Origin of the sequence: Devosia ureilytica (assembly GCF_024273195.1) — a bacterium.
Taxonomy (GTDB): Bacteria; Pseudomonadota; Alphaproteobacteria; order Rhizobiales; family Devosiaceae; genus Devosia; species Devosia ureilytica.
Window position 1 is genome coordinate 69,327 of the sequence record NZ_JAMZCU010000001.1, and the last position, 14,231, is coordinate 83,557.

12 protein-coding genes are annotated in these 14,231 nt (G+C 62.5%); all 12 read right to left on the bottom strand.

The genetic code is table 11. From position 1 onward, the window contains the following. Positions 1–13 precede the first annotated feature (13 nt). The gene (locus tag NIM87_RS18670) at positions 14–1,894 is read right to left on the bottom strand and encodes a glycoside hydrolase family 36 protein (RefSeq protein ID WP_254672652.1); all 1,881 of its coding nucleotides are present in this window, start codon (positions 1,892–1,894) and stop codon (positions 14–16) included. After that, entirely contained in the window at positions 1,891–2,865 is a 975-nt protein-coding gene (locus tag NIM87_RS00345) for a Gfo/Idh/MocA family protein (RefSeq protein WP_254672653.1), read from the bottom strand. Before NIM87_RS00345 ends, NIM87_RS18670 begins: the two co-directional genes overlap by 4 nt. Next, on the bottom strand, positions 2,862–3,908 hold the full coding sequence (locus NIM87_RS18675) for a zinc-dependent alcohol dehydrogenase (RefSeq protein WP_254672654.1): 1,047 nt from the start codon (positions 3,906–3,908) through the stop codon (positions 2,862–2,864). Before NIM87_RS18675 ends, NIM87_RS00345 begins: the two co-directional genes overlap by 4 nt. After that, positions 3,905–5,197 (bottom strand): amylo-alpha-1,6-glucosidase, encoded by a 1,293-nt coding sequence (locus tag NIM87_RS00355; RefSeq protein ID WP_254672655.1) that lies wholly within the window; start codon positions 5,195–5,197, stop codon positions 3,905–3,907. The genes NIM87_RS18675 and NIM87_RS00355 overlap by 4 nt, the downstream gene beginning before the upstream one ends. Positions 5,198–5,216: 19 nt before the next feature. Further along, positions 5,217–5,870 (bottom strand): SGNH/GDSL hydrolase family protein, encoded by a 654-nt coding sequence (locus NIM87_RS00360; protein ID WP_254672656.1) that lies wholly within the window; start codon positions 5,868–5,870, stop codon positions 5,217–5,219. Beyond that, on the bottom strand, positions 5,867–7,141 hold the full coding sequence (locus NIM87_RS00365) for an amylo-alpha-1,6-glucosidase (RefSeq protein WP_254672657.1): 1,275 nt from the start codon (positions 7,139–7,141) through the stop codon (positions 5,867–5,869). The genes NIM87_RS00360 and NIM87_RS00365 overlap by 4 nt, the downstream gene beginning before the upstream one ends. 87 nt (positions 7,142–7,228) lie before the next feature. Further along, positions 7,229–8,269: an ABC transporter ATP-binding protein gene (locus NIM87_RS00370; protein ID WP_254672658.1), complete on the bottom strand. Its 1,041-nt coding sequence runs from the start codon at positions 8,267–8,269 to the stop codon at positions 7,229–7,231. A gap of 10 nt (positions 8,270–8,279) precedes the next feature. Next, positions 8,280–9,122 carry a carbohydrate ABC transporter permease gene (locus tag NIM87_RS00375; protein ID WP_254672659.1) on the bottom strand — a complete coding sequence of 281 codons (843 nt, stop codon included), beginning with the start codon at positions 9,120–9,122 and terminating at the stop codon, positions 8,280–8,282. Next, complete coding sequence (locus NIM87_RS00380; RefSeq protein WP_254672660.1) at positions 9,119–9,964, bottom strand: carbohydrate ABC transporter permease; 846 nt, start codon at positions 9,962–9,964, stop codon at positions 9,119–9,121. The genes NIM87_RS00375 and NIM87_RS00380 overlap by 4 nt, the downstream gene beginning before the upstream one ends. A 75-nt stretch (positions 9,965–10,039) precedes the next feature. Beyond that, entirely contained in the window at positions 10,040–11,305 is a 1,266-nt protein-coding gene (locus NIM87_RS00385) for an ABC transporter substrate-binding protein (RefSeq protein ID WP_254672661.1), read from the bottom strand. Positions 11,306–11,334: 29 nt separating this feature from the next. Beyond that, positions 11,335–12,375, bottom strand: coding sequence for a LacI family DNA-binding transcriptional regulator (locus NIM87_RS00390; protein WP_254672662.1), 1,041 nt, complete (start codon positions 12,373–12,375; stop codon positions 11,335–11,337). 387 nt (positions 12,376–12,762) lie between these two features. Continuing rightward, complete coding sequence (gene gabD, locus NIM87_RS00395; RefSeq protein WP_254672663.1) at positions 12,763–14,217, bottom strand: NADP-dependent succinate-semialdehyde dehydrogenase; 1,455 nt, start codon at positions 14,215–14,217, stop codon at positions 12,763–12,765. Positions 14,218–14,231 lie beyond the last annotated feature (14 nt).

Genomic DNA, 14,231 nt, shown 5'->3' on the forward strand with positions numbered 1-14,231 from the left:
CTTTGGCGGTCGTCTAGTCGTCCAAAACGATCTGCAGCGACTGATAAGGCGCCAGGTTCAGGAATTGGTCGCGCCCGGCATCGGTCTGCGCGGATGGTCCTTCGCCATGCCCCTCAGGCATCAACCGCGTCGCGGGCAAGTCCCCGGTGTTGAAGACGTTGACGACCGTAGCGCCGCTGGGGGTGGGGGCGCGTTGCACCAGCACGGGGTCCGCCGTCGCGACGGCCATGGGCTTGCCATTGGGATAGGTGCCAATCTCATAGTGCAGGTCGCTCCTGCCCAGTTCGGGAAAAGAGCATTGGAATGGCCTGCCACCGCCGAGACTTTCGGCCAGCAGCTGCTTGCGTTCCTCCGATACCTCGTCGAGGTGATCGCTGGTCATGACAACGCCACCGGTTAGCCCGGCAAAATGGGCGAGTGAGCGGATTTGATTGTCGTCCAGATGATGAAACCGCTCGCGGAGCAGGATGCAGTCCGGGTCAGACTGCCAGAGCAAGCCATTGCCAAAATTGCGGGCGGTCTGGTCCCGCAGCAGTGATTGGGCCGAATAGTGACCCGTCCAGGATACGCCGACGTCTCTGCCGATCCGCATGGCATCGGTGTAGCCGACCGGCGCCCAGAGGGGCGAACCGCAGCACAGCAACAGGGCATCGCCGATCTCTTCGCGGATCAGGCGGATCATCCTCATCCAGATTTCGATGCGCGTGAGATCGGCTTGATGCCAGATGGCCTCGTCGGGACCATAGGTCGAGCCCAGGTGGAGAAAGTCGGCCTTGAAGTAGCCGCAACCCCAGTCCTTTGCCCAGGTGCGGAAAACCTTGCGCATATAGGCCTCAGCCCCGGGATGGGTGATATCGAGCACGTAGTATTCTTCGCTGCGCTTGTGCCAGCGGAACTCGCCATAAAAGGTCATGGGCGCCAGCGGCATTCCGTCCGCGCGGCTGCGAACCACCCAATCTGGATGCTCGGAGAACAGCCTTGAGCGATTGCCCACCATGAAGGGGGCGATCCACAGGCCCGGAGTAAATCCCTTCGCGACGGCGGCGCGCATCACGGGGGCAATGCCCTGGGGGAACTGCGGCCGGAAGTCCAGCCAGTCGCCCATTTCCGGGGTAAACCCGTCGTCAATCTGGAAGATGTCGAAGGGGACCCGGTAAGCGTCCCGAAAGCGCGCCGCGGCGTCGAGGTGGTCGAGAAGGACGGGTTCGTCGAGCGACGCATAAAGATTGTACCAGGAGCTCCAGCCGGTGATCCTGCGCTCAGGAATGCGTGGTGGAATTGGGGCGTTGGCGGCAACCGTTTCGGCCCATTGTCGCAAAGCGGGCTCGACCGCGTCGCCGTGGAACAGTGCCAGGGGCTCGGCGCGGATTTCGCCCTGAAGCGGCTTCCGGTCGATGAGTGTTTCCACATTAATGGACAGCGGACCCGAGGCGAAGTCGAACGTGAACCGCGACTGAAAGCGGTCATGCCGCAGAAATCCCAGAACAACGGCGCCCGCGCCGTCATGGGGCAGCAAGGCCGTCATGGCGTAACCGCTGGCTATGGCCGGATCGGATGCGACCACCTCTCGCGCTGTATCGGGCTGCACAAAATAGCTGCCGTCCCAGCTCATATAGCCGTTTCGCAGATATTGCCGGACATTGAAGACTTGACCGATACGAAGACCAATGGCGGAAAGCCGTTTTTCGCCGTCAAACGCCGAGAGGCCAAGCGTCAATCGATCCTGGGACAAGCGGAGTGTGAAGCGGCTGCCATCTTCCAGCGCCCAGACGGCTCCCTCCGAGTTGGCGGCCTCAAGCTCAAATTCGGGCATCACGCCATCGATCAGGGGCGCGAGCTTGTCGAGCAAAATGCCGCCGAGAGCGATGCTCGGACCTGAGGGATCGAGGATCACAGAAAAATCTCCCGCTTTTCGTCCGCGGAACGTTGTGCCGCCAGCACGATGCGAAGCGTGTCTGCGCCGTCCTTGAGGGGGACGCGGGGCTTCCGGCCCATGCGGATTGCCGCGCCTACATCCTGCAACTGGGCAACAAATGGGTCAGTGTCGGCGCTGATATGTTCAGTCGTTCCATCCGTTGCAGTGGATGTGAATTCGGCCCTGTTCCAGTCGGAAAACTGACCCACCATGGCCTCACCAATGATCTGCCACTGCTTGGTCCACCGGCCCGGCACGGCCAGATTGGATGCGTGAAGAACCGCAATGGCGCCGTTGTCATAGGTCAGGATCAGGGCGCTGATGTCCTCGCTCGTATAGCCGGGCACATCGGCATGACCAAATCGGCCGGCGCTGGCAAAGACCGAGCGCGGCATCCCCAGATTGTGCCGGGCGAGATCGACGATATGGATCAGCTGCTCCACCATTTGCCCGCCGGAGAGCGCCCTGTCGCGCCACCATTGTGCATGGAGGGCATTGCAGTGAAAGGAGCCGGAGAAATGCGCGATGCGGCCTGTCGCGCCGCCATCGCGCAACTGGTCCCAGCGTTCGACCGCACTGCCGAAGCGGTACATGAAGCCGCAAGCGGCGACGACATCGGCGGTGGCCACCACCATGGCATCAGCCTTTGCCTGGGCGAGTGCGATCGGCTTTTCGACCAGCAGGTGAACACCAGCGCGCGCAGCTTGCTCAACTTGTCCGTCATGGGCGAACGGCGGCAGGGCGACGATCAGAAGGTCGAGCCTTTCGCGGGCGAGCATCAGCAACAGATCCGTATAGGAGACAGCCTTACGGGGCGCTGTGAACGTCCCAGTGCGTGCCGCATCCCGGCCGCAACAGGCGACCAGCTCCAGTTCGGGAACTGCAAGCACTGCATCAGCGTGGCGGGCGCCGATCCCTCCAGTGCCAAGAAGGCCCACACGCAGCGTCACGACTGGTCTCCAAATTCCAGAACCGACTGAAGGACATCGGTGTCGCCCTTGTCGAGGCGATCAAAGAGCGCTGGCGCATCCTCAAACGGTACGGTGTCGGTGATGAGCGGCAGCAGGTCGAGCCGGCCCTCATGCTGCAAGCGAACGGCGGTCTTCCACAGCCGAGGCTTGCTCCAGCGGTGGCTGGCTTCGGGCGCGACCCCTGAAATCTGGCTCGAGATCAGTTCGATCCGGTTGTGGTGGAACTCGTCGCCCAGTTGCAGGCCACGCGTTTCCCCCTGAAAGAACCCCATGGCAACCACCCGGCCCGCATAGCAAACCGTTCGCATGGCTTCGGCGAGGGCAGGCGGGAAACCGGAAACCTCGATGCAAATATCGGCGCCGGCACCGCCATTCAAATCCTTGACCGCATCGGCGACTTCATCGGTGTTGGGGTCCAGGGTCTTGCTGGCCCCCATGCGCTGGGCCATGGCGCGGCGGAGTGGCACCGGGTCCACGCCAATCACCGTCGCGCCGGAGGCTCTGGCGGCTTGCACCACGATCTGCCCGGGAACGCCCAGGCCGAAGACCACAACAAGATCACCGAGGCGAATTTTGGCGTCGTGCACGCCGTTAACGGCGACTGCTCCGATATGGGAGAATATCCCGAAGCGCGGGTCGGCGCCCGATGGCATGATGCGTTCGCCAATGTCGCGTTCACTCATCACGTGGGCAGTGCGGTGTCCCCATGTGCCAAAGACGCGGTCGCCGACGGCAAGACCTGTGACCGCGGTGCCGATTTCGACGATTTCTCCCACTTCCTCATAGCCGAGGTTGCGAACCGGGAACGACCAACTGGGGTCGCCTTCGCGGAACACGCGGCGTTCTGCATCCCAGTGGCGGGCCATATAGGGTGATGTGGCCCGATATTGACTGAGCTCGGTACCTGCACTGACACCGGAATAGAGCGTTTTGAGGCGCACCTGATCGGACATCAGATCGGAGTGCGGTAAATCCTCAAAAGCCAGCTGCCGGACGCCAGTCAGTACAAGGGCTCGGTTCACTTCTGGCCCCGGTTCGATGACGATAGAAACTCGAGCACCATTGCCGCTGTCCAGGTGAACCGTCCCCCGCCGCAGGGTTCGCCAGTATAGGGGTCGTAATATTCGGCAAAGCCCGATTGTTCGATCAGCTCCAGGCTGGAGCGCGTTATGAGGTCTGCTTCCTCTTGCCGGCCGGCCTTGAGGAACCCGTTGACGATCAGGAAATTGCACACCAGCCAGACCGGGCCGCGCCAGTAGCGCTTGGCGTCAAACCGGTCATCGTTCGGATCGTGGCTGGCTACGACATATTTCAGCTTTTCGGCCTGCCGCTGGATGATGGTGCCAATCGCCTCGGCACGCTCTGCTGGAATGGCCGCGAAAACGGGGATCAATCCGCCGATTGAGGCGCTGTCGACCAGCTTGCCCGAGACGCGGTCGAGGCACAGATATTGTCCATGCCTGTCGCTCCAGAGTGCTTCGAGTGCGGCAAGGCCCTTGGCCGCCCGGTCACGGTTGCGCCTGGCCGTGTCCATGTCGCCAAGGGCTTCGGCAACCGATGCCAGATCCTCGCATCCGCGGATCAGTATGGCGTTGAAGCCTGGGTCCACGATCTGGAACGGCGAGGCGTCGTGCAGCTTGGTATTGTCCCAGCCCAGCCCGCGGAAATGTTCCACAAGCCAAAGGTAGCGGTCATACTGCTCCTTGGTCGGGCGGTGCGCCGGGTCGGCATGCTGGGTGTCGCGCCGTTTGTAGGGCGCGATGCCGTCTGTCGGAACGCGCTCGAAAGCCTCGTCCCAGTCGATGGAATTGTCGCGGCCTGCTTCCCATGGGTGGAGGATTGCAACCAAACCCTCACCATGCGGATCGCGATTGGCATAGAACCAGGCCGACCATTTCTCGATTTTTGGCAGCAGCGCGCGCGCGCGCCGGTCCGCCATGGCGCGGTCCGTGGTGCGCTCATAAAGTTGGCGGAGCGCGAAGCCGGCAATGGGGGGCTGGGTAATCCCCGAGGTCGGCGTGGGGCGCTTGGTGTCCCACACATCGGCGCCGGGAAAATAGCCATCGTCGAGCAGATGGAAGACGATATGCGGCACCATGCCATCGGGCCACTGATGCTCGAACAGGGTTTCGATTTCTGTCCAGGCCCGGCTCTCGTCGAAGTGAGCCTGGCCCAGGGCGGTGAAGCAAGAATCCCAGTTCCATTGAAATGGATAGAGCCCCTTGGTGGGCACGGTGTAGTGCCCGCGGTCATTTTCCTTGAGGACCTCTATCGCCAGGTCGCGGATTTTGGATGTGTCCTGCGCGTTCATGTTGGTCTCCGGCGCTCGTTCAAATAATCTGGGCGGACGCAAAGGCGGCAGCGATGACTGCATGTCCTTTTGCGCTCGGGTGAATTTTGTCGGGCAGGATCAACGCCCCGCCTTGCGCTGCGGTGGCTTCATTCACCGGCGCATAAAACGTCTTGAAACGGGTGGCGATGGCGCGAATGCTGTCGACATGGCGGTCATATTCAGCGCGAGATTGGCCAGAGAACTCCGCGCCACCAACGCCAAAGCCTTCGTCGGTGACATAGAACGGGCTTCCGATGCAGATGTCCGATGGGTCGAAGCCCCCAGCCAGCAGTCCCTCTATGACCATCGTGTAGTCGCGCACCAGTCCGTTGCGATTGATGGTCGCAGGCGCCGCGACATAGCGGGCATCATTGCAACCGTAGAGAATTGCGACCAGGTCGCTCCGGTCTTTGCCGAGCAGGTCGCGCTGGTAGCGAGTGACGCCATTTTCGGCTCGCGGCATGCCGCTGGCGTCGGGCGAGCCTTGCATGAGCGTGCCGCTAATACCCTTGTTGCGCAGGGCAAGTCCCGCCTTGCCCGCGAACAGATTGGCCCACCTGGCGCTTTCGGATATGGACGCGCCGGCGGTCATGCTGTCGCCGAAGGCCGACAGGGTATTTTTGGATCGGGCGTGATCGAGAAATGTCTTCATGGCGCGGCCGATGTTAACTCCAGCACCATGGCAGCCGTCCAACTGAAGCGCCCGCCACCCAGGGGTGCCCCGGTAACCGGGTCGTAATATTCCGAGAACCCACCCGCTTCGATCAGCCCCAGGCTGTCCTTGATGATGCGGTTGGCCAGGTCGGCTTCGCCCGCCTGGCGCAGGCCATCGGCAATCAGGTAGTTGCAGACGAGCCAGACCGGCCCACGCCAGTAGCGCCTGATGTCGAACCGGGGATCGCGCGGATCATGGCTGGGCACCAGGAAGCGCACATACGGGCTAATGGCCTGGAGCGTTTTCACCAATTCGGCGACCCGGACTTGAGGAATGGGGGCAAAAAGCGGAATAAGCCCGCCGATGGAAGGGCTGTGGAGCAGCTTTTGCCCGACCCGATCATAGGGCTGATATTGTCCAGCCTCGTCGTCCCAAAGAGTCTCAAGGGCGCGCAGCCCCAACGCGGCCCATTCTGCATTGCGCGATGCGATGGCCTGCTCGCCGAGCACCTTCGCCAGTGCAGCCGTTTCCAGCGCGGAACGGATCAGGATTGCGTTGAACCCCGGATCGACGATCTGGAATGGCGAGGCGTCGTGGGTGCGCGTGGACTCCCAGTTCATCGACCGGAAATGCTGCACCAGCCACAGGTAGCGGTCATATTGCGCCTTGGTGGGGCGTGTTTCGGGGTCGGCGTGCTTGGTGTCATTGCGGCTGTAGGGCAGGACACCATCGGTCGGCACGCGCTCAAAGCCTTCATCCCAATCGATTGTGTTATCGCGCGACTCCCAAGGGTGAATGACGGCGACGAGGCCAGTGCGCTGGGGGTCGCGCGTCCGGTAGAACCAGCCGTGCCAGCGATCCAGTTTTGCGATCAGGGTCCGGGCCCGATCATCGCGATCGGTCAGGTCTTTTGATCGCTTCCAGAGCGCATGCACTGCAAAGCCAGCGACAGGGAGTTGGGTAATGCCGGATGTGGGCGTCGCCTGGCGTCTGGTGTCCCACACCTCGGGGCCGGGGAAGTAACCGGGCGCCGGTTCATGAAACACCATATGGGGGACCATGCCGTCCGCCCACTGGCTGTCCATGAGGGTTTCCAGCTCGGTCCAGGCGCGATCAGGGTCGTAGTGGGACTGCCCGAGCGCGGTGAAGCAACTGTCCCAGTTCCACTGGAACGGGTAGAGGCCCTTGGAGGGGACCGTGTAGGCTCCGCGATTATTCTCGCGCAGAATGTCGATTGCAGTCGCCCGCATGGCGTCGCGCGCGATCACGATCCTGCTCCGGTGAAGGAATGGAGTGTGCCATGGTCGTCGTCCGGGTGGGTCTGCGTCATACCAGACATGGATCAGGTCCTGCCCTCAGCCGGCCGCCAGGCCCGTTTCCCGATTGAACCAGCGGATGCGGTCGGCCTTGGGCGACAGGCGCAGTTCATCGCCTGGCGAGACCTTGAGATCGCTGTCCAACACGGCGCGGAACATTTGCCCGCCGACCTCGGCGGTAACCAGGGTATGAGCGCCAAGCGGCTCAACCACGCGCGCCGTTGCCGCAAAGCCTTCCGCCGCGACGGTCAGGTCCTCAGGTCGAATGGCAAATTCGAGCGCGTCACCTGCTGCCGGGCCGGGGACATCAAGCCCTGCCACCGACCATTGACCCGCCGCTGACCGATTGGCCGGGAGGAAATTCATCGGAGGATTGCCGATGAAGCTGCCGACAAAGCGCGCCGCTGGATTGCGATAGACCTCCACCGGGCTGGCGGCCTGGACGATCTTGCCGCCGTTCATCACCGAGATGCGGTCAGCAAGGGACATGGCCTCCACCTGATCATGGGTGACATAGATGGTGGTGGTCTTGGAATTGGCGAGAACCCCTTTGAGCTCGGCCCGCATTTCGAGGCGCAGAAGAGCGTCGAGATTGGACAACGGTTCGTCCATCAGGATGACATCGGGCTCCATGGCCAGGGCGCGGGCCACTGCAACGCGCTGCCGCTGTCCGCCCGAGAGCTGGCCGGAATAGCGCCTGAGCAATTGTTCGATATGCATGAGCTCGGCCGTGCGATTGACCCGTGCGTCGACCTCGGCCTGCGGCAGCTTCTTCATGCGCAACCCGAAGGCAATGTTCTCGAACACGGTCAGGTGCGGGAAGACCGCATAATTCTGGAAGACCATGGCGATGCCGCGTTCGCGCGGGGGGAGGTGGTCCACCCGTCGGCCACCAATCCACACCTCGCCCTGGCTGGGCGTCTCCAGCCCGGCGATGATGCGCAGCAGGGTCGTCTTGCCGCAGCCCGAAGCGCCCAGCAGGACCATGAATTCCTGGTCGGCAATGGTCAGGTCGATGGAGTGCAGCGCGGTGAATGAGCCAAAGCGCTTGGCAACATTCTTGATGACGATTTCGGCCATGAGACCCTCCTTACCTGTTGGCGATGCCCCACATCGCAAACAGGTATTTGCGAACGGCGAAGATGAAGATGAGTGCGGGAATGACCATCGCGGCTCCGCCGGCGAACTTGAGGTGAAGTGGGGACACGTTGAGGTTCTGAATGAGGAACGCCGGCAAGGTACGGTTCTCGATCGTCAGCACGGCCGCCGCGAAAACCTCATTCCATGAGATTGTGAAGGCAAAGACCGCCGAGGCCGCAATGCCAGGGAGCACCAGCGGAAGCACGACCCTTTGAAAGGCCTGCCAACGGTTGCAGCCCAGCGTCCACGCCGCCTCTTCGAGCTCCAGCGGAATGCCGGAGAACAGCGAGAAGGTAATGAGGACCGCAAAGGGAATGGCGAGCACGGTATGCACCAGCGCAAGGCCGAGAGCGGTGTCGTCAAGGCCGGTACGGATGAACATGACGGCAAGGGGCAGGGCCAGGAGCGGCAGCGGGAAGGCGCGGGTCATGACGACCAGCATTCGGAACACTTCCTTGCCCGGGAAGTCGAAGCGCGACAGGGCATAGCCTGCAGGGGCGCCAATGCCGATAGACAGCGCCATGGTCAGGACGGCCACAAGGATCGAGTTCCACAGGGCCTTGGCGACGCCGGCAAAACCGGCAAAAAACTGCAGGGACGCAAAATCGAAGCCTGGCAGGCCTGACTTTGGAAAGCCGCTCACCTGCGCGGGTGACGAAAGGGCATTGACCATCAAAAGATAGATCGGAACGAGCACCCAGGCGCAGAGCAGCACAATGGACGCCCAGATCAGAAAACGCCCGGCGCCTCCTGCCGATACTGTCCGAGGCACATCAACCGTCGGATTGCTCATATTGTTGCTCCTTTGGGGACGCGCAGAGCGCGCAGGAAGAACAGGGTTGCGGCGATGGATATGCCCAGGATGACCAGCGCATAGGCCGAAGCGACGTTGCGGTCCTGCATGGCGAACTGCCAGTTGAAGGTTTCGCCCATCAGGACGGGCAGGGTCGTGCCGCCGAGGGCCGTGACCACGGCAAACACCTCAAATGCCGCCAAAGTGCGCAGGATCAGCGCGGACTGCAGGCTGGGTCGCAGCAAGGGCAGGGTAATGCGCCAGAAGCGCTGCCAGCCATTGGCGCCAAACACTTCGCCGGCCTCGTAATATTCCTTGGGAATGAGCCCCATGCCCGAAACCAGGATGACCATGACGATGGCGGTGGCGCGCCAAAGCTCGGCCAGCACGACGGCGAGGAATATCACCCAGATGTTCTGGTAGCCCAGGAACAGGATCGGCTGTTCGATGACCCCGAGGCCGGCCAGCATGGAGTTGAGAAAGCCCGACTGTTCAAAGATGGCGAGCCAGACGATGCCGGCGGCCAGGTCCGACAGGCCCAGGGGTATCGAGAAGATGTAAAGGATCGTGCTGCGCCCGGTTTTGAGCTTGGTCACGATGGTTGCCATGGAGAGCGCCATGACCAGTTGCAACGGCACGACCACGGCGGCCAGCAGCACCGTCCAACCCAGCGCCGCATTGAACTTCCAGTGCGTCGCCATGGTGGTGATGGGCTGAAGCGAAAAGCCGCCGTCCTGCGTGACTGCCAGAATGGCAATCTGGATGAATGGGTACACGAAAAACACCAGCAGGAAGATCGTCGCCGGCAGGAGCATCAGATAGGGCAAAAACCTGGCTGGCATGGCGTATCTCCGGGATTGTGGCTGGTTACTGCCCGGCGCCGAAGCGTCGGGCAGTTGGCTTGGGAGCGGAGAAGTTTAGTCGACCGGGCAGGGCCCTTCGGACGGTGCGTCAGGCAGCCAGCACGGTGCATTGGCCTGTTCCATGACGCTGCGCAGCGTGTCAGCCTGTTGGGCCAGAACATCGGCTATTGGCTGATTGCCCAGGACGATGCGCTCAAAGGTGTCGGTATAGACCTGGTTGAACTGGCCACCCATGTCGCCCAGTCCCACTGGCAACAGGGCCGGCAGCGCATCGGCAGACGTGGTCATTGCCGTGATCGCCGGACCGAGCGCGCGGGCGGAGGCCGGCAGTTCGGCGGGCAGTGGCGCATCTGTCACCGGGTAGAAGTTGGTGGCCAGAAGCGTCGCGACCTGCGTGTCAGGCTGCAGCATGTATTGCACCAGCGCCTTTGCGGCCTCGACATCGGGGGCACTTGCCGGAACGGCAACACCGGCCAGCACTGGCATGAAGCCGCGTCCCATCGGGCCAGCAGGCGCGGGGAAGGCGACAAAGTCATCGGGGCGCTGGTTGAAGGCATCGGCCAGCCGGGCAATGTGGTCAAACGCCACCCAGACGTCGCCGCTCAGCAATGGCTCCTGCATGAAGGCGTAGTTGGTCGAGGCAGGGTTAGTGTACTGCCAGAGTTCCTTGAAGACTTCCCAACCAGCAGCGGCCTCATCCGAGGCGAACTTGGTCACAGTTGAGCCGGCGAAGGATGGGATCAGGAAGCCCTGAAAGAAGCGGTGCTTGAGGCCCTGTGGGCCCGCCGGGAAACCAAACTTGGGCGATCCGGTGTCTTCGGCCATGGCCTGGGCCCAGTCAACCAGCTGGTCGTAAGTCAGCGCGTTGATGTCGGCGCCCTCGGGCAGATATTCCAGCGCCTGCTTGTTGGCGGCCATCACATAGTTGGCCTGCATCCAGGGCAGATATTTCTGCTCGTCAGTGCCCAGCTTGCCCAACTCAAGGAAAGCTTCGCTGACGGCCACGCCGGAGAGGTCGACATCGGAGAGGTCAACCCATGCGTCCGCATAGGTCGAGAGGTCGCCATGCAACGCACCCACTACGCCGATATTGCCTGAGCCGGCGCTGATTTCGGCCTCGAGTCGGGTGATGAACGGGCCCACTTCCTGGGGCTGGAAGTCGACTCCTCCTTCGAAACCAGCCAACACGTCCTCTCGCATCTTCTGGGTTTCTTCAACAGGCGCCGCCTGGGTCGACCAGAACAGCACCTGGGCCTGGGCGGGAACCGCCGCCATCAAGGCAAGCGCGGCTGCGCCTAGCAGTGTCTTCGTCGTTTTCATCAGGATACCTCCCTTGGTTTTTCCTGTGCTCAGAGGCCTTTTGGTGCAGGGCCATGGCTGGCTCTCAGCACCAATTGAGGTCGCACCAGCCGGCTGATTGGCGTAGCAGCGCGTCCTTCAATGACATCGACCAGCATGTTCGCAATCTCCCGCGCGCTGGAGCGAATATTGGCATCGAAAGTGGTCAATCCCGGTGGCGCGTAGGCGCCCGCAATGATGTTGTCGAAGCCAACGACCGAGAGGTCGCGAGGCACCGAAATGCCCGCCCGCGCCGCTTCTTCCAGAATGGTCATGGCGATCTCGTCAAAGAGCCCGATCATGGCCGTAGGCCGGTCAGGCAGCGCCAGCATTCGATTGACCGCCGCAACGCTGGCACCCCGATCAAAGCGTGGAAAGCCCTCGACCGAGAGCCGAACCGAACGGTCGCCGCGCCGTGCGATGGCGTTCTGGAGGCCGGCCTCGCGATAGTGGCGGAAGGTCATGCGGTCGGAAATGGTGACAAGGCCGATGTGGCGATGCCCCTGATCGTAGAGCAGGTCGAATATTTCGCTGAAGGCGGCCTCGCCGTCCGAATCCAGCCAGTTGTAGGCGACGGACGGATTGAGCAGGCGGCCATGGGCGATGGCCGGAAAGTCATGCATGGCCAGATAGGTCAGGCGGGGGTCGTCCTCGGCGACGCGGGGGATGACCACGCCGTCGGCGCGCCCGGACTCCACCACGTGCCGCAGCACATCGAGCTCGTTCTGGCCCTGCTGGACGGTTGCCAGGAACAGGTCCATCCCGTGGGACACAAGACCCTCTCCAAGGCCGGTTACAAATTCGCCAAGGTAGGAGTCGATGAAGTTCGGCCCGCGGATCGGCATCAGGAAGCCGACGAAGTTGCTGCGGCCCGATACGAGCTGGCGGGCGGCCCGGTTCGGGATATAGCCCAACTCCCGCGCCGCTGCTGCGACCCGTTCGCGGGTTTTCAGCGCAATCTGCTCATGCCCCGCCAAGGCTCGTGAGACGGTCGTGATCGACACGTCCAGCCGTTCGGCAAGCTCCTTGAGCGTCTTTGCGCGGTTTCCCACCAAGACCGATCTCCTCCCATTTGAACGTTTGCATTCTTGTTTTTGGAAATTGCAAACGCTTTAAATTGATTGCACATACGTTTTGGCGCTGTCAATACGGCGCCGGAGCGGGATGCAAGGTCGCTGGGGGGGAAGCGGGAGCCCGGGGTATTTTCCATGCACCGGCGGGGCGAGACGCGGACTGAGCCGCAGCACCACAAGCGAACGGTGGTGGCCGCGCGATTGTCCAACGGCCAACCGCGGCGCTTGCTATCGCGGCGGCGTTAGCCGGGGCAGGTGAACTACAATTGATCGGTTGTGGCGGTGCTCGATCACGTGGCTGAGCTGGCCGCGGACTGGTCCGTGCCGCAGGGGCAGTGGTGCTGATCGCGCCTTAGCTGAAATTGCTCAGGCAATGCCGCCGAGGCAGACATATTTGACCTCGACAAATTCCTCGATGCCGTAGCGGGAGCCCTCGCGGCCGAGGCCGGACGACTTCATGCCGCCAAATGGCGCTTCGGCGGTGGAGACGAGGCCGGTATTGACCCCGACCATGCCATATTCCAGGGCCTCGGCAACCCGCCAGACCCGGCTGAGGTCGCGCGCGTAGAAATAGGAGGCGAGACCGAATTCGGTGTCATTGGCCTGGGCGATGACATCGGCCTCGTCCTTGAAGCGGAAGAGGGGCGCCAGCGGCCCGAAGGTTTCCTCCCTCGCCACGGCCATGTCGGGGGTGACGTTGGTCAGCACCGTCGGTTCGTAAAAGGTGCCACCCAGGGCATGCTGCTGGCCGCCACGAAGCACTTTTGCGCCCTTGCCCAGTGCGTCAGCGACATGCTCCTCGACCTTGTCGAATGCCGCCTTGTCGATCAACGGTCCGAGCATCACGCCCTCGTCAAACCCATTGCCGGTCTTGAGCGTGCCAACCGCATTGGCCAGCTTTTCGGAAAAGGCATCATAGACGCCATCCTGAACATAGATGCGATTGGCACAGACGCAGGTCTGACCATTGTTGCGGAACTTCGCGATCAGCGCACCATCGACCGCGGCGTCGATGTCGGCGTCGTCAAAGACGATGAATGGGGCATTGCCGCCCAGTTCGAGCCCGAGCTTTTTGATGGTTGGGGCGCTTTGAGCGTAAAGTGCCGCGCCAACTTCGGTGGAACCGGTAAAGGTGAGTTTGCGCACAATCGGGCTGGCCGTCATTTCTGCGCCGATTTCGCGGGCGGAGCCGGTGACAACGCTGAAGAGGCCCGCGGGCACGCCAGCGCGTTCCGCCAAAACGGCCAGCGCAATGGCCGAGAACGGGGTTTGCGAGGCAGGTTTGAGCACCATGGCGCATCCGGCGGCCAGCGCCGGACCGGCCTTGCGGGTGATCATGGCATTTGGAAAGTTCCAGGGCGTGATCGCCGCAACGACGCCGATGGGTTGCTTCATCACCATGATGCGCGCGTCTGGCCGATGACCGGGGATGAGATCGCCATAAACCCGGCGGGCCTCCTCGGCGAACCACTCGATAAAGCTGGCGCCATAGGCGATTTCGCCAATCGCCTCCTTGAGCGGCTTGCCCTGTTCGAGCGTCAGGATGCGTCCCAGATCGGTCTGGTTTTCGATCATCAGGTCGAACCAGCGCCGGAGAATGTTTGATCGCTCCTTGGCGGTGCGGGCGGCCCAGCCCTTCTGGGCAATCCGCGCGGCTTCGAGGGCCGCACGGGTTTCGGCGGCGCCGAGCTTGGGCACAAAGCCAATGGTTTCCCCATTGGCCGGGTTGGTCACGGCAATGCCGGTCGCCGGCTCGGCGTCGATCCAGGTGTCTCCGACAAGCGCGCTCTGGCGCAACAGGCTGGGATCGTCGAGCTGCATGATGGGCCTCTGAA

Coding starts and splice junctions, on each gene's coding strand:
- NIM87_RS00355 (WP_254672655.1), bottom strand. CDS start 5,197: ATGAACGCGCAGGACACATCCAAAATCCGCGACCTGGCGATAGAGGTC.
- NIM87_RS00360 (WP_254672656.1), bottom strand. CDS start 5,870: ATGAAGACATTTCTCGATCACGCCCGATCCAAAAATACCCTGTCGGCC.
- NIM87_RS00370 (WP_254672658.1), bottom strand. CDS start 8,269: ATGGCCGAAATCGTCATCAAGAATGTTGCCAAGCGCTTTGGCTCATTC.
- NIM87_RS00375 (WP_254672659.1), bottom strand. CDS start 9,122: ATGAGCAATCCGACGGTTGATGTGCCTCGGACAGTATCGGCAGGAGGC.
- NIM87_RS00380 (WP_254672660.1), bottom strand. CDS start 9,964: ATGCCAGCCAGGTTTTTGCCCTATCTGATGCTCCTGCCGGCGACGATC.
- NIM87_RS00385 (WP_254672661.1), bottom strand. CDS start 11,305: ATGAAAACGACGAAGACACTGCTAGGCGCAGCCGCGCTTGCCTTGATG.
- gabD (WP_254672663.1), bottom strand. CDS start 14,217: ATGCAGCTCGACGATCCCAGCCTGTTGCGCCAGAGCGCGCTTGTCGGA.